The 20,939-nt window shown below is 60.9% G+C and carries 15 protein-coding genes; all 15 read right to left on the bottom strand.

The window, feature by feature from the left end:
* Nucleotides 1–11 precede the first annotated feature (11 nt).
* The gene (gene xylB / locus P3C29_RS18300; protein WP_275965090.1) at nucleotides 12–1,493 is read right to left on the bottom strand and encodes a xylulokinase; all 1,482 of its coding nucleotides are present in this window, start codon (nucleotides 1,491–1,493) and stop codon (nucleotides 12–14) included.
* Nucleotides 1,494–1,642: 149 nt separating this feature from the next.
* Nucleotides 1,643–3,124 carry a mannitol dehydrogenase family protein gene (locus P3C29_RS18295; protein WP_275965089.1) on the bottom strand — a complete coding sequence of 494 codons (1,482 nt, stop codon included), beginning with the start codon at nucleotides 3,122–3,124 and terminating at the stop codon, nucleotides 1,643–1,645.
* A 17-nt stretch (nucleotides 3,125–3,141) separates the two neighbouring features.
* Entirely contained in the window at nucleotides 3,142–4,245 is a 1,104-nt protein-coding gene (gene ugpC / locus P3C29_RS18290; protein ID WP_010169614.1) for a sn-glycerol-3-phosphate ABC transporter ATP-binding protein UgpC, read from the bottom strand.
* 43 nt (nucleotides 4,246–4,288) lie between these two features.
* Entirely contained in the window at nucleotides 4,289–5,119 is an 831-nt protein-coding gene (locus P3C29_RS18285) for a carbohydrate ABC transporter permease (RefSeq protein ID WP_003215312.1), read from the bottom strand.
* Nucleotides 5,120–5,129: 10 nt separating this feature from the next.
* Nucleotides 5,130–6,056, bottom strand: a complete 927-nt coding sequence (locus P3C29_RS18280; RefSeq protein ID WP_003215314.1) for a sugar ABC transporter permease — start codon at nucleotides 6,054–6,056, stop codon at nucleotides 5,130–5,132.
* Nucleotides 6,057–6,214: 158 nt separating this feature from the next.
* The gene (locus tag P3C29_RS18275; RefSeq protein ID WP_003215317.1) at nucleotides 6,215–7,525 is read right to left on the bottom strand and encodes a sugar ABC transporter substrate-binding protein; all 1,311 of its coding nucleotides are present in this window, start codon (nucleotides 7,523–7,525) and stop codon (nucleotides 6,215–6,217) included.
* A 175-nt stretch (nucleotides 7,526–7,700) separates the two neighbouring features.
* A complete protein-coding gene (locus tag P3C29_RS18270) occupies nucleotides 7,701–8,606 on the bottom strand; it encodes an AraC family transcriptional regulator (RefSeq protein ID WP_201123818.1) in 906 nt (301 codons plus the stop codon).
* Between the two features lie 71 nt (nucleotides 8,607–8,677).
* A complete protein-coding gene (locus P3C29_RS18265) occupies nucleotides 8,678–9,961 on the bottom strand; it encodes a glycosyltransferase (RefSeq protein ID WP_275965088.1) in 1,284 nt (427 codons plus the stop codon).
* Nucleotides 9,962–10,048: 87 nt separating this feature from the next.
* Nucleotides 10,049–14,695, bottom strand: coding sequence for a DUF6543 domain-containing protein (locus P3C29_RS18260; RefSeq protein ID WP_275965087.1), 4,647 nt, complete (start codon nucleotides 14,693–14,695; stop codon nucleotides 10,049–10,051).
* 194 nt (nucleotides 14,696–14,889) lie between these two features.
* A complete protein-coding gene (locus P3C29_RS18255) occupies nucleotides 14,890–15,963 on the bottom strand; it encodes a nucleoside hydrolase (RefSeq protein WP_275965086.1) in 1,074 nt (357 codons plus the stop codon).
* Between the two features lie 27 nt (nucleotides 15,964–15,990).
* The gene (locus tag P3C29_RS18250) at nucleotides 15,991–17,301 is read right to left on the bottom strand and encodes an MFS transporter (protein WP_275965085.1); all 1,311 of its coding nucleotides are present in this window, start codon (nucleotides 17,299–17,301) and stop codon (nucleotides 15,991–15,993) included.
* 140 nt (nucleotides 17,302–17,441) lie between these two features.
* Nucleotides 17,442–18,074, bottom strand: coding sequence for an N-carbamoylsarcosine amidohydrolase (locus P3C29_RS18245; protein WP_275965084.1), 633 nt, complete (start codon nucleotides 18,072–18,074; stop codon nucleotides 17,442–17,444).
* 74 nt (nucleotides 18,075–18,148) lie between these two features.
* Nucleotides 18,149–18,901, bottom strand: coding sequence for an Asp/Glu racemase (locus P3C29_RS18240; protein WP_088424308.1), 753 nt, complete (start codon nucleotides 18,899–18,901; stop codon nucleotides 18,149–18,151).
* Between the two features lie 11 nt (nucleotides 18,902–18,912).
* Complete coding sequence (locus P3C29_RS18235; protein ID WP_275965083.1) at nucleotides 18,913–19,722, bottom strand: alpha/beta hydrolase; 810 nt, start codon at nucleotides 19,720–19,722, stop codon at nucleotides 18,913–18,915.
* Complete coding sequence (locus tag P3C29_RS18230; protein ID WP_010169602.1) at nucleotides 19,719–20,852, bottom strand: FAD-dependent monooxygenase; 1,134 nt, start codon at nucleotides 20,850–20,852, stop codon at nucleotides 19,719–19,721. The genes P3C29_RS18235 and P3C29_RS18230 overlap by 4 nt, the downstream gene beginning before the upstream one ends.
* Nucleotides 20,853–20,939: the final 87 nt, after the last annotated feature.

Here is a 20,939-nt window from a genome sequence, read left to right as displayed (position 1 = left end):
TTCGTTCGCTCTTAAAGGGATGCCACGTGCTGTTGATAACGCTCATAAGCTTGCTGGTAGGCGCTGACACTGCCGGCATCCGGCAGCGTACGGCTGGCCGCGTCGACGCTGACGCAACGCTCGCACAGCTGCGCCAGGCTCTCACCCGACTGGCACCACGCCGCCTGGATCGCCGCGCCCAGGGCAGCGGCTTCGCTCTGTTCGGTGCAGATGACTTCGGTGTTCATGATATCGGCAACCATCTGGCGCCACACCGGGCTTTTCGAGCCGCCGCCGATCAGCCGGATGCTCTGGCTTTGCAGGCCGGTCTGGCGCAGCAGGTCCAGGCCGTAGCGCAGGCCGAAGGTGGTGCCTTCGACCACCGCGCGGCACAGGTTGGCGCGGGTCAGGTTGGTCATGGTCAGACCGTGCAGGCTGCCGGTGGCGTGGGGCAGGGCGGGCACCCGTTCGCCGTTGAGGAACGGCAGCATGCTCACGCCGTCGGCGCCAATCGGGGCCTCGGCCACCAGGGCGTTGAAAGCCGCCAGGTCGAGGTCGAACAGTTCGCGGATGACCCCGGTGGCATTGGTCAGGTTCATGGTGCAGATCAACGGCAGCCAGCCGCCGCTGGACGAGCAGAACGTTGCCACCGACGCCTGGGGGCTGACGTTGGCCTGATCGGCAAAGGCATACACGGTGCCGGATGAACCCAGGCTCATGGTGATCACGCCGGGGGCGATATTGCCGGTGCCGATGGCGCCCATCATGTTGTCGCCGCCGCCACTGGACACCTGCGCATTTGGGTTGATGCCCAGGCGCTCGGCGATGGCTGGCAGGATGATGCCCACTGTCTGGTTGGCCTCGATCAACTCGGGCAGCGCGGCTTCGAGGCGCCCTTCGGGGTCGATGTGGCGCAACAGCGCCAGGTCCCATTCCCGGGTGCGCACGTTGAAATAACCGGTGCCCGAGGCATCGCCGTACTCGGCGCAGGCGCGGCCGGTGAGCCAGTAGTTGAGGTAATCGTGGGGCAGCAGGACATGGGCGATGCGCGCGAAAATTTCCGGGTGCTGTTCGCGGGTCCACAACAGCTTGGACACGGTATAGCCGGGTGCGATGGCCACGCCGAGGCGCTCCAGGGAGCCGCTTTCTCCGCCCAGATGCTGCAGCAGGCGATCGTTTTCCGGCGTGGTTTCGGTGTCGCACCACAGCTTGGCCGGGCGCAATACCTGGCCCTGGTCATCCAGCAGCACCAGGCCATGTTGCTGGCCGGAGACGCCGATGGCGAGGATGTCCTGGCCGTCCACACCGGCCTGTTGCAAGGCGCGGTGGGTGGCTTCGGTGAACGCGTCCAGCCATTCCTGGGTGTGCTGTTCGCGGCGCCCGTTGGCGCCGCTGATCAGGGTGTGGCTGGCAGCGCCCAGGCCCAGGACTTTGCCGCTGGTAGCGTCGAGGACGATCGCCTTGGTGCCCTGGGTGCCGCAGTCGATGCCGAGGTAGAGGTTTTGCTGGGTCATGAGGATTTGCTCAGCATTATTGTTGGCTTGGTAACCCGCTCAAATGTGGGAGCGGGCTTGCTCGCGAATGCAGTGTGTCAGTTAAGAATGTATCGACTGAATCACCGCCTTCGCGAGCAAGCCCGCTCCCACATTTTGATTCGGTTCTGTCAGTTGAGATTGGCGAGCAGCCGCTCCAGCGTTTTACTCACACCCACATCCTGCAGGCTCTCGAAACACCGCTCAAACGCTGCCACAAACGCAGGTGAGTTGGGAATAGCCGTACCAAAAATCTCTTCCACCCCCAGCAGTCGCTGGCTGATCAGCGCATCATCCGTCACCAGCCCCTGGCAAAAGTCGGCACGGGGATCCGGAATCCGGTAGATCACGCCATTCTCATCCACGCCTTTCAAGTACAACGCCCACGCCGCCACCACCAGCGCAGCGCGCTCGGTCTCGCGGCCATCGGCAATCAGGCGGTTGATGGTGGGTACGGTGAACTTGGGAAACTTCGAGGAGCCATCGGAACACACGCGCTCCAGCTGGTCGGCAATCGCCTGGTTGGAGAAGCGGTCCACCAGGGTCTGCTTGTACTCGGTCAGGTCGATGCCCGGCACCGGCGCCAGATTTGGCGTGACGTCCAGGTCCATGTAGGCGCGCATATACGCCACGAACAGCGGATCGTTCATGGTCTCGTGGACGAAGCGATAACCCTTCAGAAAGCCCAGGTACGTCAGCGCCAGGTGGCTGCCGTTGAGCAGGCCGATCTTCATTTCTTCGTACGGTGTGACGTCATCGGTGAATTGCACGCCCACCGTCTCCCAGGCCGGGCGGCCGTTGACGAACTTGTCTTCCAGCACCCATTGCACAAACGGTTCGCAAACCACCGGCCAGGCGTCGTCGATGCCGTGCTCGTCGTGCAGTTGCAGGCGGTGCGCGGTGCTGGTCATCGGCGTGATGCGGTCGACCATGGCATTCGGAAAGCTCACGTTGGCCTTGATCCACTCATGCAGGTCAGGGTTATGCAGCGCGGCAAAGGCCAGCAAGGCCTTGCGGGTCACGGCGCCGTTGTGGGGCAGGTTATCGCAGGACATTACGGTAAAGGCCGCAACCCCGGCGGCACGGCGCTGGGTCAACGCGGCGCAGATAAACCCGAACACGGTTTTCGGCGAGCCCGGGTTGGCCAGGTCGTACTGGATCTGCGGCAGGTTGGCCATGAACTCGCCGTTGCTGTCGTCGATGCAGTAGCCGCCTTCGGTGATGGTCAGCGAGACGATGCGAATTTCCGGGCTGGCCAGCTTGTCGATCAGCGCCTGGGCACCGTCTTCGGCCAGCAGCATGTCGCTGATGGAACCGATAACCCGCACTTCGGTGTCGTCGGTGTCGCCCAGTTCATACAGGGTGAACAGATAGTCCTGGCCGGCCAGGTCGTCCCGGGCCTTGCGGTCTTCGGCACGCAGGCCGACCCCGCAAATGCTCCAGTCCAGGCCGGTGCCAGTGTTCATCAGTGCATCGGTGTAATACGCCTGGTGGGCGCGGTGGAACCCGCCGACGCCAATGTGCGCAATGCCCTGGCGGGTATCGGCGATCGCATAGGTTGGCAACTGCACTTCAGGGGCCAGTTGCGTGAGGTTTTGCTTGTTCAGTTTCATGGGTAAGTCTCGCGAAATCAGGCGGCGGCGCGCAGGGGGCGGGCCACGGCAACGCCGTCAGCGTCGAACAGATGGCATTGGGTCGGGTCCAGGTACAGCTGCAGGGTTTCGCCGTATTGGCTGGCCATGTCGCCCCGGATACGCAGGGTCAGCGGCTCTTTGCTGGCGGTGATGACGTGGCAGAAGGTGTCGCTGCCCAGGCGCTCGCCGACGTCGGCGGTAACGGTCAGGGTGGCTTGCCCCGGCGAGGCGATTTCCAGGTGTTCTGGACGAATGCCCAGGGTCACTGCACTGCCGACACTCAAGGTCGCGCTGCTCAGGGGCAGGCTGATGCGGCCGCCGGCATCCAGCTCGACTTCGCAACCCTGCGCGTCAACGCGGGTGACCTTGCCTTTGAGGAAACCCATTTTCGGCGTACCCAGAAAGCCTGCGACAAACAGGTTGGCCGGCTGGTGATACAGCTCCAGCGGCGAGCCCACCTGTTCCACGCGGCCGCTGTTCAGCACAACCACCTTGTCGGCCAGGGTCATGGCTTCGACCTGGTCGTGGGTCACGTAGATCATGGTGGCTTGCAGCTCTTTGTGCAGGCGCGACAGCTCCAGGCGCATTTGCACGCGCAGGGCGGCATCGAGGTTGGACAGCGGCTCGTCGAACAGGAAAATCTTCGGGTTGCGCACAATCGCACGGCCGATCGCGACACGCTGACGCTGGCCGCCGGACAACTGCTTGGGCTTGCGCTCCAGCAACGGGCCCAGCTCCAGGATGCGCGCCGCTTCGTTGACCTTGCTCTCGACAATCTTCTTGTCGACGCCTGCCAGGTCCAGGGCAAACGACATGTTCTTGCGCACGCTCATGTGCGGGTACAGGGCGTAGGTCTGGAACACCATCGCCAGGTCGCGCTTGGCCGGGGTGACTTCGGTGATGTCGCGGCCATCCAGCTCGATGGTACCTTCAGTGACTTCTTCCAGGCCCGCAATCAAGCGCAACAGGGTGGATTTGCCGCAGCCCGACGGGCCGACGAACACCACGAATTCCTTGTCGTTCACCTCAAGGTCGATGCCCTTGATGATGGAGAAACCTTCGAAGCCTTTTTGCAGATTCTTGATTTTCAGGTTGGCCATGATGGGCCTCCGCTTCTAAATTCGTTGTTGTTTGAAGGTGCCGTTATTTCACGGCGCCGAAGGACAAACCGCGGACCAGCTGTTTCTGGCTGATCCAGCCAAAGATCAGGATCGGCGCACAGGCCAGGGTCGACACGGCAGACAATTTGGCCCAGAACAAGCCTTCGGGGCTGGAGTACGAGGCGATCAAAGCGGTCAGCGGCGCGGCGTTGGACGAGGTCAGGTTCAGTGACCAGAACGCTTCGTTCCAGCACAGGATCAGCGACAGCAACACCGTGGAAGCCAGGCCACCCTTGGCGATCGGCAGCAGTACCCGGACCATTTCCTGCCACAGGGTGGCACCGTCCAGGCGGGCGGCTTCGAGGATATCTTTCGGGATGTCCTTGAAGTAGGTGTAAACCATCCAGACCACGATCGGCAGGTTGATCAGGGTGTAGATGATGATCAGCGCAATGCGCGTGTCCAGCAGGCCGAAGCTCTTGGCCAGCAGGTAGATCGGCATCAGCACGCCCACCGGCGGCAGCATCTTGGTAGAGAGCATCCACAGCAGCGTGCCCTTGGTGCGCTTGGTCTCGTAGAAGGCCATGGAGTAGGCGGCCGGCACCGAGATCAGCAGGCACAGGGCGGTGGCGCTGAAGGAAATCAACACCGAGTTCCAGGCGTAGCTGAAGTAGTTGCTGCGCTCGTTGATGTGCAGGTAGTTCTCCAGCGTCGGCGTGAAGATGAACTGCGGCGGGGTGGCGAACGCATCGATTTCGGTCTTGAAGCTGGTCAGCACCATCCAGAAGATCGGGAAGAAAATCAGGATCGCGATGGCCCAGGCCAGGGTGCCGAGCAACACGCTTTGCAGGCGGCGGGATTGTTGGAGCGTCATGGCGCGGCCCTCAAGGCTTGTCAGTCAGGTTTTTGCCGATCATCCGCACCAGGATGATCGCCGCGATATTGGCGATGACCACGGCAATCAAGCCGCCGGCCGAGGCCATGCCCACATCGAACTGCACCAGCGCCTGGTTGTAGATCAGGTAGGCGAGGTTGGTCGACGCGTAGCCGGGGCCACCGTTGGTGGTGGTGAAGATTTCCGCGAACACCGAGAGCAGGAAGATGGTTTCGATCATCACCACCACGGCAATCGGGCGTGCCAGGTGCGGCAGGGTCAGGTGCCAGAAGATCGCGATGGCGCCGGCACCGTCCAGGCGGGCGGCTTCCTTTTGTTCCTGGTCGAGGGACTGCATGGCGGTCATCAGCAGCAGGATCGCGAAGGGCAACCACTGCCACGACACGATGATGATGATCGACAGCAACGGGTAATGGGCCAGCCAGTCCACGGGCTGGGCGCCGAACAGCTTCCACACGTAGGCGAGAATCCCCGACACCGGATGGAAAATCAGGTTCTTCCAGATCAGCGCACCGACGGTGGGCATGATGAAGAACGGTGAAATCAGCAACACCCGCACCAGCCCGCGACCGAAAAACTCGCTGGCCTCCAGCAGGGCGCTGATCAGTACACCAAACACCACGCTGATCAGCAGCACGCTGCCCACCAGCAACAGGGTGTTGGTGGCACCGGGCAGGAAGCCCGAGTCGGTGATGAAGTAGGTGAAGTTTTCCAGGCCCACGAATTGGTTTTCGCCGGGGTAGAGCAGGTTGTAGCGAATCAGCGAGAAGTACAGGGTCATGCCCAGCGGCACGATCATCCACAGCAGCAACAGGGCCACCGAGGGGCTGACGAGGAACCAGCCGGGGTTGATCAAGCGGCTTTTGCGCGGCTTGTCCGGCGTAGCGGTTTGCACTTGGGCAGTGGTGGTATTCATGGTGATCAGGACCAGTCAGGTACATGCGTGTGGGAGCGGGCTATGGGGTGAGGGGGCTTGTCCCCCTCCGGGTTCACCACAGATTGATGGGGCTGCTTCGCAGCCCAGCGCGGGGCAAGCCCGCTCACCACATAGCCAGCGCCTACAGGTATTGGGGGTTACTTGGGATAACCGGCCCGCTTCATTTCGCGTTCGGTGAAGGTCTGTGCATCCGCCAGGGCTTTTTCGGCGGTCGAGCCACCGGTCAGTGCACTGGAGAAGAACTTGCCGACCTGGGTACCAATTGCCTGGAATTCAGGAATGGTCACCAACTGGATGCCCACATACGGCACCGGCTTGGCCGACGGGTCTTTCGGGTCGGCGACTTTCAGCGATTCCAGCGTCACCTTGGCAAACGGTGCCGCCTTCATGTATTCGTCGCTGTAGGTCGACTTGCGGGTACCTGGCGGTACGTTGGCAATCCCGTCGGTCTTGGCGACCAACTGGCTGTATTCCTTGGAAGTGGCCCAGGTGGTGAAGACCTTGGCGGCGTCCTTGGCTTTGGAGCTGGTCGGAATCCCCAGGGACCACGAGTACAGCCACGACGTACCTTTGTCGGTTTTCTCATGGGGCGCAAAGGTGAAGCCGACGTGGTCAGCCACTTTGCTTTGGGTCTTGTCGGTCACGAACGAGCCGGCGACGCTGGCGTCGACCCAGATCGCGCACTTGCCGCTGTTGAACAGCGCCAGGTTTTCGTTGAAACCGTTGCTGGAGGCGCCCGGCGGGCCGGATTTTTTCATGTTGTCGACGTAGAAATTCAGCGCGTCTTTCCACTCGGGACCGTTGAATTCCGGCTGCCACTTCTCATCGAACCAGCGTGCCCCGTAACCGTTGGCCAGGGTGGTGATCAGCGCCATGTTCTCGCCCCAACCGGCTTTGCCGCGCAGGCACAGGCCGTACTGTTCCTTGTCCTTGTTGGTGAGCTTGGCGGCGAATTCGCCGATCTGCGTCCAGGTCGGGTGCTCGGGCATGGTCAGCCCGGCGTCCTTGAACAGGTCGGTGCGGTAGTAGGTGATGGAGCTTTCGGCGTAGAACGGCAGGGCGTACAGCGAGCCCTTGACGGAAAGGCCGTCACGCACGGAAGGGAAAACGTCGTCCAGGTCGTAGGAAGCAGGCAGGTCCTTCATCGGTTCCAGCCAGCCCTTGGCGCCCCAGAGTGCAGCTTCGTACATGCCGATGGTCAACACGTCGAACTGTCCGCCCTGGGTGGCGATGTCGGTGGTGAGACGTTGGCGCAGGACGTTTTCTTCCAGTACCACCCAGTTCAGCTTTATCTCCGGATGCTCGGTCTCGAAGGTTTTCGAGAGCTTTTGCATGCGAATCATGTCGCTGTTGTTGACGGTGGCAATGGTCAGGGTTTGCGCGCCAAGACTGACGGCGCTCAGGGTCATGCAGGTGCAGGCAAGCAGAGCTTTAGCTGTGAACTTCATCGCGCACTCCATTTCTGCGCCCAGGGGCTACAGAAGGACAGTTATTGTTGTTGTGTCTTCCACGACAGCTGGAAAAGTGTGCGTTGATTACAGCCTTCAATTGGCGTGGTGACAAATCCTTGGGAGCACTTCTACTGATACTTTTTTGCACTCCATCGGAAAGGCGCTGAAATGATTAAGCTAAATTCTGCTCGGTCAAACGTTGCACTGCCAAACGCCGGTAGTGCGACGGCGTCATGCCCTTGAGCTGCTGGAACCGGCGGTTGAAGTTGGAAATATTGTTGAAGCCCGACTCGAAGCATACATCGGTCACGGCTTTGTCACCGTCGGCCAGCAGCTCGCAGGATTTGCTGATGCGCAGGCGATTGACGAATTCAATGAAGGTGCGCCCGGTGGCCTGTTTAAACACACGGGAGAAGTAAGTGGGCTTCATGCCGAGGTATTCGGCGACTTCTTCCAGGGACAGTTCCCGCGCGTAGTGGGCAAAAATGTAGTCCACCGCCCGGTTGGTGCGGTCGATGCTGTGTTCGTCCGCCAGTTGCGGGGTGGTCACGCCGGACAGCAGTTGGTAGTCCTCGCAGGCACTGAGCACCTCCATCAGGATGAAGAAGTGCCCCAGGCGCGCCATGCCGTGGGCGTCCTCGATACGTTGCATCAGGGTCATCGCCTGGGCGATGGTCTTTTTGCAGCGAAATTCGATGCCGTATTGCGCCCGTTCCAGCAACGGCGCAAGGGTCTTGAGTTCGGCGAACACATGACTGCCGCCTTCGAACAGCTCATCGGTGAAGTTCACCAGCATGTCGCGCTTGGGCACCACTTCGTCCTCGGCCACCTGGCTGATCCAGTTGTGGGGCAGGTTGGGGCCGGTGAGGAACAGGCTTTCCGGGTAGAAGTTGCCAATGTAGTCGCCGATGAACACCTTGCCGGAGCTGGCGACGATCAGGTGCAGCTCGTATTCCTTGTGGAAATGCCAGCGCACCAAAGGGCACGGGAAGCCGTGTTGGCGATAGATGATGGACAGACCGTTGTGATCGTCCATCAGCTCGTAGGAAGGGTCGGTGATTCTCGCTGCTCGGGTCATGCTGCAGTCGCTTTATTGTGGTTGCGAAAAGGATAATGCCCCCTTGCGCGCCACCTCGCCAGCGCCGCTGTTTAAAGGTTGCGGTTTTTCGCCTCGATCCACTGCGCCATGTACTGGGTACTTTTGTGCAGGTGATGGCGCAGCATGCTGCCGGTGAAATTGCGCCGGCGGTGCTCGGCCAGTTCGCTGCGGCACTGCTCCAGGCGCGCCACCAGTGCCGGGCCGTGAGTGCCTTGGGCATAACGGCTGGCCAGCAATGCGCGTCCCGCTTCCTGGGCGTGGACCCAACGCTCGCGGTCCTGGTACAGGGCCACGGCTGCGTTGGCCAGGGCGCTGGCGCTGTGCTCGACCGCGCCGGGCCACGGTTCACCCATGGCCTCGGCGCCAATCGGTGTGGTGACGCTCGGTGTGCCACAGAGCATTGCGTCGGCCAGCTTGCCCTTGATGCCGGCGCCAAACCGCAACGGCGCCAGGCAGATACGCGCCGCCGTCATGACCTGTAAGGCGTCTTCGGCCCAGTTCATCACATGAAAGCCCTGGGCCGGGTTGTGCAGGGCGGTGGCCTTGGGCGGCGTGTAGGCGCCATACACGTGAAGTTGAGCGCCGGGCAGTTGCTGGCGGATCAGCGGCCACACGCTGTTCTTCATCCACAACACCGCATCCCAGTTGGGCGCGTGGCGAAAGTTGCCGATGCTCAGGAAGTGCGCGCGGTCTTCAAACGGCGCAAACGCTTCGGTGGGCGGCGTCAGCATCAATGGGCACCAGTGGAGCAGGGCGGCGGGCACTTTGAAGTGCTCGGTCAGCAAGCGGCTTTCCACGTCGGAGATCATCAGGCTGATGTCGCAACGGTAGATCGCCGCCATCTCGCGCTTGGCCACGTCGGTGTCAGCCATGTCATCGAATTCGGCGGCCAGGTCCGCATTGAACAGAGGGCTGAAGTCGTCAGCGCCGGGTTCAGCCTTCAGGACATCCTTGAGGCGCTGGTGGCGGGCGTCCCGCAGGCTTTGCAGGTCGCAGGTTTCCAGGACGCGCAGGGCACCCGGGCAGGCTTTTTCCACACGCCAGCCGAACTGCTCTTCCATCATGAAGCGGTCGAACAGCACGATATCAGGGGACAGTTGCTGGATAAATTCGTCGAAACTGCTGTTGTTCAGCTCGATCGCACATTCGCGAATGCCCAGGGCGGGCAAGTCGGCCTTGTGTTCGCCGGTGACGGCCGGGCTGCTGAAGGTGATGTCCCAGCCCTGGGCCAGAAAACTCTCCAGAATCTGCATCATGTGCCCGCCGGCCGCTGAAGAGCGGGGCTCGGGCCAGACGTAACCAATGACCAGGACTTTGGTGGCGGACGGGTTCATGAGCAGGGCGTTCCTGTGGGCAAAAAAACGGCGCGATTAAACCACAATTGGCCTGGTATCGCGCCGCCGTGATGGCGTATCGGCGGATCAGGCGCTCAAGGCCTGCTCGACGTACCCATAGCTATTCGGGCTTTTCGGTAAATTGAACAGGGTATTCGTCCAGTTGTTATCGAGGGGGCTCATGTTGGGGTTCTTGCCCTCCCTGATCTTCCATCCCAAGGCATCCCATCGTTTCATTGTCGCCTCCAGCTCGGCATTGTATTGCCGGGCGGGGCAGGCTATTTCGGCCCACGGATCAACGATCCAGGCATCAGCCCATTCGGCTTGCGAGAAGTCGACGGTATCGCCAGGCAATATCGATGGACCGCCAACGACGGTGAACGCGTGAGCGTCGCCCGCGCCCCAGGTATAGGCCTGGCCCCCGCTTTTCGTGATGATATCCCTGGCGAGCAGGCTCATTTCGCCACAGTTTCCGGCGCCGCTTTTCAGGGCCTGAGCCCCGAGGTCATGGGTCCCTGGATTCGCGGTTTTGCGCAACCATCCAATGGTTTGGCTGGCAGCATCGGCTCGTTTTATATCGGCGATTGAATGTACCTGGTTGCTGGGGCCCAGCCCGGTGGCTTTCATCGCACGGTCCACCGTCTCTTTTGCCTTCTGCGCATAAAACCGGTTTTTTTGTGCCTCGGTCAGCCCGGCGAAGTTATCGGGTGTTGTCAGGGCCGATATCTTGTTTGGCATCATGGAAATAGTGGCGCTGCCAAGCGCGCCTCGTGTTTGTAGCTGGAACACCACCTCACGCTGCTGCTCGACAGTCATCGTGGCGACCTTGTTTTTGAGTTCAGCGATGTCCGCTTTTGAGTAGCCATTTCTCTCCAGTGACTTGTAAGCATCCTTCAATTTAGGCAAGGCAATGAAGTTGGCGTCATTCGGATGGGCCGAATTGCCCTGGCGTATGTAAAATTTTGATCGATATTCTTTTGCCAGCTCCAAGTCAAATTCTGTCGCGCCGCATTTGATGAATGTCACCTCCGTTGCCGGCGGCGTGCTGAGCTTCACGTAATAGAATTCAGCGGTATCTGCCTCAACTACCAGGAACTGGGAGGGGTCACCTGCTCTGGAGCTGGGCACCACAATACCGCGCTTCTCGCGCTGATCGTTGACGCCATGGCTGATGCTGCCGAGCTTCACCACGCGTGTTTCTGCTTCAAGGAACGTGTTGGTGGTTTCAGAAGGGAGGCCGAAGTGTGGATCGTCGATTATTTTTCCGTCGATAAGTGTTTTGTATTCGATAGGCTTTTGGGTGGGAAGCGGTACGAGCTTGGTGCCCATTTCAGTATCGACCATCTTGTGCAGGCGTCTTTCCCGCACCACGTACCGGTCACTGTTGAACAGTTTGCGCGGGGAAGGCAGCAGGCGCTCGTGCTCCAGCGCCTGTAACTCCAACTGCAGCTCGTCGCCAGTGTTGACGATGATTCTGGAGAAGCACTCATCGTTGGCGCCGCGTTTCACTCTCCCGACCGGCGCTGCGGGCACCGGGCAAAAGGCTTCGTAGTTCTCCAGCTCCGCCTCGCGCCCGGCAGACTCCAGGTCCGTCAGTTGGCCGGGTTGTCTGGCGTTGTAGCGATAGACCTTCTCGCCATCCACCACGTCAAAGCCGTCCGAGCGTGGGATGACATAGGCATCTTCTGCCAATGATTGCCCGGTGACCAACGCCTGGGTGCCGTCAAAGAAGGTTTCACTTTGCAGTGGGAGCGTTGATGGGGCTCGGGCGGCTGGCAGGATGAAGGGATCTTCAGGAACGCTGCTCGCACCCACGGAAAACAGGGCGTTGAGGGCGCCATCCGCAGCTTTGAGTGCGCCATCACTGCGCTCGGCCAAGGTGTCACCTGAAACCGATTTTTCTACGCCAAGGGCTGTTTCAGCGATCGCGGCGGCCGTAGCCACCCCGGTGGCGATGATGCCCGTGGGGGCCAACTTTGCCAGCAGTCCTGTCCCAACGGTGATGTCGTTAAGCCAAGCGTCGCGAATGGCCTCGCTGTTTGATTTGATCGCCAAGTCCGCATCACTGCTCGTGCGTTTTTTGGTGACCTGCGTGATGTGCTGGAAGACATCGCCGTGAATACTGATGTTGGCACGATCAATGGTGATGCCTTCCTCAAGATCCCACTGCTTTGTCCCGAGCATGGCCAGCGAAGTCTCGACGCCGTAATAGCTGATACCGTCCTGCCGGTCGTACACAGAGAAGTGCGACGCCAGGTCCTTGCGCTTCTTCGGATCCCGGGCCTGGTCGACGATCCACTGGTCCATTTTTTCCAGGGAGTCGAAGCGAACAAAATCCGGGTCGCCTCCCGGCACGTAAAGCACCTGTCTGCCATCACGCCGGCCATTGGAGTAGAGGTATTGCCCATCGTCCTGGGCGGTGAAACGCACAATATCGGAACCATAGCCATTGATATCCAGGGGGTGGGCCCGGACAACGCCGCGTGTCGATGTGGATGCCTGCAACTGCGCTACGGTGATCGGGGCACGCTCATTCACAGAAACATTCGACGTCGCCCCCATGACCAGCAGGTAGTCCTCGCGTGTGAATTTATGCTCATCGGCAAGCGCTGCCTGCTCTGTCGGGGAAAGCGCTTCGTAGGCCTGCAGTTGCTGGCGGGCCTGGGCAATGAACCGGCCCTTGAGGATCGAGCGAAAATCGTCACGGTGCTGATCCCAGAAGTTATCCAGCTTGGTAGTCATGATCGTCTGGAGATCCGTTTTCCAGCTTTCGTTCATCACCTCTGAGGGGGCAAGTGCAAACTTGTGGTGTTCTCCATAACCCTCAGGGTCGGTGTACAGGCCCGAGGTGGCGTCGAGCATGCCAGGAACCCAGTCGGCCTCACTGAAGTTCTTCAATAAGGCATCCGGCAAGCGCAGTGAGCTTTTGATCCGCCGGTGGGACAGTTCTTCGGACGTGCGGGCCGTGTCAAACCGGTTGTGGTAAATCGTGTCGGCATCCACCGTCTTACCCGTGAGGTTAAAAATGATCGCCTCGGCAGATTTCTTCGCCTCAGCACGTGCGTTGGGCAGTGCCGCGGCGGTGGTGCTGGCAATGTTTTCAAACTTGCTTTTTTCAGCCATGGCGCGGGCAAGGTTGTCGTAATAGGTATCCGCTTGCTGCTTATGCGTTTCAAGGGACGGGATCGAATGCTCCGCAGTTGCCGGCGAGGAATCGAAAGCCCCTGTATGTTCAAGATAGTCGGCCCGCTCCCGGGCTTGAACGGCAGTGTCAGTGGGCGGCTCATTGTAAAAGCCGGCGACCATGCTCAATGGCACGTCGATAAACTGGCTCAAGCGCGGCATCTGTAACGACTGTTCAGAACCTGGTGCGATGAGTTTGCCTATTGCCAGGAGTGGGCCGGCGATCTGTGCCCAGCCTGAATCGTCTGATGGCTCAAAGGTTTTCAGCGCGCCGTTCACCGTGGCTGTCGCTTGCCCGGTCGCGGGAATAACCGTGAACGTACCTGGATCAACGTTTTGCCGGACCAGCCATGTCTGGATCACCTCGTGGTCGAGCAAGCCGCGGTAAAGTTCGAGCCAGCGGCCCAGCAGCGAGTGGCGTGGCACTGTGACGAGCCCCTCTGATTGACCTTCGGCGGCTTGTCTCAGTGCGCTGGAATAGGCCATCGTCAGGATTGTCTCTTCGGAAAAGAGATCGGCGTTACCGGTGAGGAAGGTGACAAGCTGGTCGACTTGCTCCCGGCTTTCCGGCAGTGGCTTGCCCAGGGTTTTCAGGAAGCTCGCGAGGTTGGCAGAGCCTCCTGGCTCGGTTGCGTGCAGTTGGCTGTAGGTTGAGCCCGTCTGGATATCTACCTGGGTGTTGGCCAATACATGCGGGAGCGTTGTCGGCGTCATTCGGCCCGCGCCCAGGCGGGCACTGATGAACTTCAGTTCCTGCGCGAGGTTATCTCTATCATAGATATCGCCAACGATTTGGCGATGAATTGCCAGCGTCTGTGGACCGCGCGCTTTCTCCGATTTGAGGATGGATTTGAAACTATCGTCGTAGAACGCTTTTACCATCGAGGCGTTTAGCGCACCGCTCATTACCTCAGCGTAGGACAGGGGCGTTGGCAGCCCGCTGCCGATGACGACAGCTTCTGCGATTGCCAGGTTCCGGATCGCGTTATTCGAAGCACCTTCGCTTTCGATTGAGACCCTCACCAATCTCCCGTTGATCATGCCGTTGAGGCTCGACATAGAAGGCAGAAACTTAATGCTGGATGCATCAAAGCCGGTTTCTTGGATAAAAGCCTGAAATGCAGGGCTGTTCAGTGCAGTGCGCAATTGGGTTAACCATTGTCCAAGGGTCGACAAGGGCGGCACGTGAAGAGGTGCGGTCTGCTGATCGTCCGTTTGCGCCAGGGTTTGCGCCACCTGCGCGTCGGCCTCGGCGCGGGTTGATGTGTTCGGATCACCGCTGACGCTGGACTCTGAAAGACTGTGTTGCCTGGTGAATGGCATTGACGGCGCAGAGGCTGGTGCGTCTTCCAATGCCTGGCGCACCAGCCCGAACCCCGAGCGTTTAGGAGGCGGCGCGACTTCTTTGTCACCCGGTTCGGGCGGCGCATCACGGGGGGGCGTGGTGAGTGGCTGCAGCGTGTCGGGTGAGCCGAGGGGCCGGATGCCGGTGCTATCGTCCGCCGGCATCTGTCTGGTGGAAGCAGGGAAATGGGATTCGACACTTCTCATGGAAGCTCCTTGAACTAGGGAGGCCGGATCAGGAATGACCGAACTTACCCGCCTGTGTCGAGTCGCGCGCCGTAGGCGTTCCGAGAAATAACCGAGGGAGTTTGGCGGGGTATTTCAAGGAGAAACACCCAAAAGCGGTAAGGTGCCCGTTGGCCTGGCCTCTGCAGGCGCAACGGGTGAGTATATTTATGGCGTTATTTTACCGGCGTTGGCAGTGTCACCAGCCCGACATAGCCGTCCCAGAACTTCTTCTGGTCCACGGCGAACACCACCTTGGCCTTCTGCGTGCCCACCGGCGCACCTTTCTTGTAGCCCAGTGCCCGGCCGTAGTCGGCGCCGAAGGTGGCGTCCACGTCCACCCATAGTTCGCGGGATTCGGTGACGATGTCGGGGCTTACCAGAAACAGCGCAGGCAGGCTGTCCCAGGTGAAGCTGTGGTAGGCCGGATCTTTGTCGAACAGTGGCCCGAACTCGTGCTTGTAAAGGTCGGCAATCGGGCCTTTATGGGCGATCACCCGCTGGTACACCGACTTGTCGAAGGTGACTTTCTCACAGACATCATTGGGGAAAATCACGTGTTCGATCGGCGAGCGCAATACGATTTTTGCGGCCTCCGGGTCGAACCACCAGTTGAACTCCGCTGCCGGCGTGGTATTGCCCGGAATCTCCAGGGCGCCGCCCATGTACACGATGCGCTTGATCAGCGGCACGATGTCCGGCGCCGAGCGAATCGCCAGGGCGATGTTGGTCAGCGGGCCTACCGCCAGAATCGTCACCTGGTGGGGATTGGCCCGCACGCTGTCGACGATGAACTGGGCGGCGGTTTCCTTGCGCAGCGTGGTGTGGGTCGCCAGGCCATCCGGGGGTGCTACCAGTTGTGATGCATTCGTTGGGCGCGGGTGCTTGAACGCACCCGGCCAGCCGGAGCCGAACAGGGCTTTTTCGGCCTCATAAGTGGCGTAGTCATGCAGCAGCGGGTAGGCGGCGCCGGAATAGACACCGACTTCCCTTTCCACCCCCATGCGTTCCACGGCCTTGAGGGCGTCCACCTGTTCCTGGTCGACCCAGGCGTTGCCGCTGACCAGGGTCATGCCCAGCAGGTCGATGCGTTTTTGCGCATGCAACTGGGCGAGCATGATAAAGGCCTGGCCGTCATCGTTGAGCACGTTGAAGTCGGTGTCGAAGATGACCTTTTCTGCGGCCTGCGCCGTACCGGCACACAGGCCGACGGCGACAAGCAGGGTACAGCGCTTGATGAAACCTTGCATGGAGACTCACCCGAAGAGTTGTTGTTATTAACGGTTCACCAGTTTCGCCGGCAAGGCGATGACCAGGAAGCTGCTGAGAATCAGGCAGCCGGCAAAAAACCACAAGGCTCCGGCACTGCTGCCTGTGACGTCAATCGCAACCCCCATCAACGAGTTGCTCACCAGGCCTGCGATGTTCGCCAGTGAACAGGCCAGGGCAAAGCCGGTGGCCGCCGCGGTACCTTTGAGAAAGGTCGCCGGCAGGCTGAAAAACACCGGCACCGCCCCGATGATCGCGGCTGACGCAATCGCAAACAGGGCCACGGTGGCGACCACGTTATGGGTGAAGAAGGTGCTCGTGGCCATCGCTGCCGCGCCGATGAAAAACGGCACGATGATGTGCCAGCGGCGTTCACGGTGTTTGTCGGAGCTGGCGCCGATCAGCAGCATGCCCAGCAACGCCGCCACGCTGGGCAAGGCAGTGAGGATGCCGATGTGGAACGTGTCGGTGATGCCTGCGTTGCGGATAAACGTCGGCATCCAGAAGCCCATGGCGTAGGCGCTGAGCAGGATCGAGAAGTCGATACCGCCGAGCATCCACACCTTGAGGTTGAAGAAGCCGTCGCGGAAGCTGTGCTTGCTGCCGGCACCGTCGGCGTCGTCCTTGCGCAGTTCGCTTTCCAGCAGGGTCTTTTCTTCAGGGGACAGCCACTTGGCTTGCTGATAGGTATTGGGCAGTGCCCAGAAGGTCCACACACCCAGCAGCACGCTGGGCACCGCTTCGATCAGGAACAGCCACTGCCAGCCGCGCAGGCCGGCCATGTTGTCGAAGTGGCCCATGATCCAGCCGGACAACGGGCCGCCGATCACGCTGGACAGCGGCAGGCCGATCATGAACAGGGCGCTGATCCGCCCCCGGCGATGGGTGGGAAACCAGGTGGTCAGGTAATACAGCACGCCCGGCAGGAACCCGGCCTCGGCGGCGCCCAGCAGGAACCGCAGGATGTAGAACTGGGTGGTGGAGGTGACCAGCATGGTGCAGGCCGAGAGCAGGCCCCAGGTGATCATGATGCGGGCGATCCAGATCTTCGCGCCGACCTTTTCCAGGATCAGGTTGCTGGGTACTTCAAAAATGATATAGCCGACAAAAAACAGCCCGGCGCCGAGGCCGAACGCGGTTTCGCTGAAGTGCAACTGGTCGAGCATCTGCAATTTGGCGAAGCCGATATTGATGCGATCCAGGTAGGCGGCGAGGTAGCAGAAACACAGGAACGGAATCAGCTTCCAGGTGATCTTGTGGTAGAGCGTGTGGACCGGATCGGCGACCGTAGTCGCGGGCGCTGCATTCGCAATGGGCATTGGGTGTCTCCTGGCGGTGACTTATGGTTTTTATACAGCCGCTTTTTTTCCAGCACTTCGGAGTGCTGTAGAAGCGACGTCCAAAGGCAGTGTCAGAAGAGTGCAAGACCGCGCTCTGTGGCGCGGTTCTTAATGAAACCTTATTGCTCCTTGAACTTGCTCATGGCCTCCCGCTTGCTGACCACGTCGCCGTACTTGCTGTCGATATCAAACAAGTTGGCTTCGTGGGGCGCCGGGTGGCGGTCGCCGACGCATTCGCGCACGACGATGGTGCGAAACCCGTGTTGCACCGCATCCACTGCGGTGGCGCGGATGCAGCCACTGGTGGAGCAGCCGGCGAGCACCACGGTGTCGACGCCCATGGCGTGCAGCATCGGGGCCAGGCTGCTGCCGAAAAACGCGCTGGCGTATTGTTTGGTGATCACCACTTCATTGGCCAGGGGCAGGACCTCGGTGCAGAACGCGGCCAGGGGGTTACCCTCGACCATGTCTTTCATCACCGGGGCTTTTTTTACCCAGATACCGCCGTCGGCGAAATGGCCCGGATGGTAACGGATATTGGTGTGCACCACGCTGATCCCGTGATGCCGAGCGCTGGCCAGCAGCTCAATGCTTTCGGCGACGGCACTGACCACGCCCGGTGCAAACAACGGGGCGCCTTCGGTGGTGTAGCCTTGCATGAAATCGATCATCAGCAGGGCGGATTTTTTGCCGAAGCCGATGCGGTTGCCCCAGACGCCCTGGTAGTTGGCGTCGGCGGATTGTTCGCTCATCTTTCAATTCTCGCTAATGGACAGTGCGCATACCTTGTGGTGAGGGAGCAAGCTCCCTCGCCACAAAAGCGTTTTTAGTAGGCGCCGGAGAGCAGGGCGCCGGCGCCGGGGACGATGGGTTCCAGGTCCAGGGCCTTGAGCATGGCGTAGGTGGTAGCGATCGCAGCGGTGAGCACCGGCAGGCCGGTTTGCGCTTCGACCTTGGCCACCACGGGCAGCGACTGCATTTGCACGCAGGCCGACAGCACGATCACGTCGACGCCTTCCAGGTTCATTCCGGCGACGATGGCCGGCAGGTTGGCCGGGTCGTGGCGGGCCACTTCGAGGTTGTCGGGGATTTCCAGGGCGCGCCAGTCCACTACGTCAAAGCCTTCTTCGCGGATGTAGTTCACCACCAGTTCGGTCAGCGGTTTCATGTAGGGCGCGACGATGGCGATGCGCTTGGCGCCCATCACTTTCAGGCCTTCGATCAAGGCGCCGGCACTGGTGATCACCGGGGCGTTGGCGTCGTTGTCGGCGGTGGCCTTGCGCAGGCGCTGTTCGGAATTGCGGTGGTAACCCAGCCCCATGGCCATGATCGCCACCAGGCAGGCGTAGCCCAGCACGTCGACCTTGGCGTCGGACAGCTCGATGGCGCAACGGTCGGACTCGCCGTCCATCGCCGCCAGTTCTTCCTTGCGCACTTGCTTCATGCGCATGCGGCTGGAGTGAAAGGTGAAACGTTCCGGACGAATTGCCTGGCGCGCGTTGAGCATCGCAGGGATCTCGGTTTCCATGGTGGTGTTGGAGCTCGGCACGATCTGGCCGATGCGGTAAGGCTTGAGCATGGTGGTCTCCGTTAGGCAGTCAGGGGCTGGCCGAGGAAGTCGCCGAAGGCTGTGAAAAAGCCTTCAAGGTCGTCCCAAGGGATCATGTGTCCGGCATTCGGCACGTGGGCCACCTGCAGGCTTGGCTGTAACTGTCGGACTTGCGCGACATCTTCGGGCTGAATTACACCGCCGCGTCCGGCAACAATCAGCAGGGCAGGCGCCTCCAGGTGCGGCAGGTCCTGATGGAAGTCCACGGTGTGGAAGTCATTGAACGCGCGCACGATCGCCGGCTCGTAACAGGTGTGCAGCCATTCGGCGCGCAGTTGCAGCTGCTCGTCGGTCCAGGTGGCACAGAACGCGCGCATGGCCTCAGCGTCCATGCCCACCAGCGATTGGCGAATCGAGTCGACGTACCACGGCAGTTTGCTCGGGTATTCACGGCGACCGGGGCCGGACACCGGCGGGTCGATCAACACCACGCGGTTGACGCCCCGGGGATGGCGCACCGCACTGCGCACGGCGAACCGCGCGCCCATGGAATGGCCCACCAGGTGATAGCTGTCGAGCTTCAGCGCGTCGGCAAACGCGCCAATGTCATCGGCGCAGGTGTCGGTGCTGTAGTCCAGTTCCGGGCCGGTGGACGACAGGCCGCGACCGCGCACATCCAGCACATACGTGTCGAAATGCAGGCCCAGGCGTTCCGCGACAAAACCCCAGGTAATCGCCGGGCTGGTGATGCCGGGAATCAGGATCAGTGCCGGGCCTTTGCCACCGTAGCGCAGGTAATGCTGGCGAATGCCGTTGGCCTGGACGTTGCCGCCATAGAGAAAGCTGCTCACGCGGCCACCCCCGATTTCAGTTGCTGGGCGTAGAGGTCATAGCCGTAGACCCAGTCCGGATCTTCCTGGGTACGCAGCCAGGTGTTGGCGTTGGACACCGCCTGGACCCGGGAGGCGCGCTCCTTGCGGTTGGCCTCATACAGTTCGAAGGCGGTGCGGTAGTCGCTGATGCCGGTTTCCTGCAGGCAGCGGGTCAGCATCGCCGCGTCTTCGATGGCCATGCCGGCACCCTGGGCCATGTGCGGCTTCATCGGGTGGCAGGCATCGCCCAGCAACACCAGGCGGCCACGGCTCCACAACGGCAGCGGGTTGCGGTTGCGCAACGGCCATTTGGTCACGCTTTCGGTGGATTCGATCAGGGCCTGGACGGTGGGGTGGTAGCCCTTGAAGGCGTCGAACATCTCTTCGCGGCTGCTGTCGACGAAGGCGCCCTGGAAGTCCCATTCCGGGTGCGGCACACCGGTGACGTAGTAGTACTCGTCGCGCTTGCCGGTGGTGTAGTAGACCATCATGTGCCGGTCCTCGGTCCACCACTTGATGCAGTCTTCGAACTTCAGGTCGTACTTGGCCAGTTGATCGCCCCGGATCAGCGCACGGTGGGCGACCCAGCCGCTGTACAGCGGTTTTTCCGCACCCAGCAGCTCTTCACGAATGCGCGAGTTGATGCCGTCGGCACCGATCACGATGTCGGCGTAGGTCACTTCACCGTCGGCGAAGGTCAGGCGTACCTGGGTGTCGGTTTCTTCGAGGGTTTCCAGGCGCTTGTTGAAGTGCAGGGTGCCGGGCTTGAGGGTGGACATCTGCAGCGCGTGCAGGTCGCCGCGGTGCACGGTGATGTAGGACGCGCCATAGCCGGTCAGGGGGATGCGTGACAGGTAATCGCCGGTTTCGCCGTCGCGGCTGAACCAGTGCTCGGGGTGCGACCCCATCAGGTCCAGCTGCTTTTCGATGCCCATGCGCCGGAAGATTTTCATGATGTTGGGGCCCATGTGGATCCCGGCACCCAGGCGGGAGAATTCCGGCGCCTGCTCGTAGATGTCCACGTCAAACCCGGCCTGTTGCAGCAGGGTGGCAGCGGCGGCACCGCCAAGGCCGGCGCCGACGATTGCGATTTTTTGTGTGCTTCCCATGGGGCGTGGTCCTCTTTTTCGAATGATGGCCGGCAGTGTCTGGCCGCAAGGTTTTTAAAGTGTATACGCTCATTTTTTCAAATGAAA

Source organism: Pseudomonas sp. 1912-s (genome assembly GCF_029269205.1).
Taxonomy (GTDB): domain Bacteria; phylum Pseudomonadota; class Gammaproteobacteria; order Pseudomonadales; family Pseudomonadaceae; genus Aquipseudomonas.
Note: the sequence above shows the minus strand (reverse complement) of the source record. Positions and strands in the feature narration are given on the sequence as shown.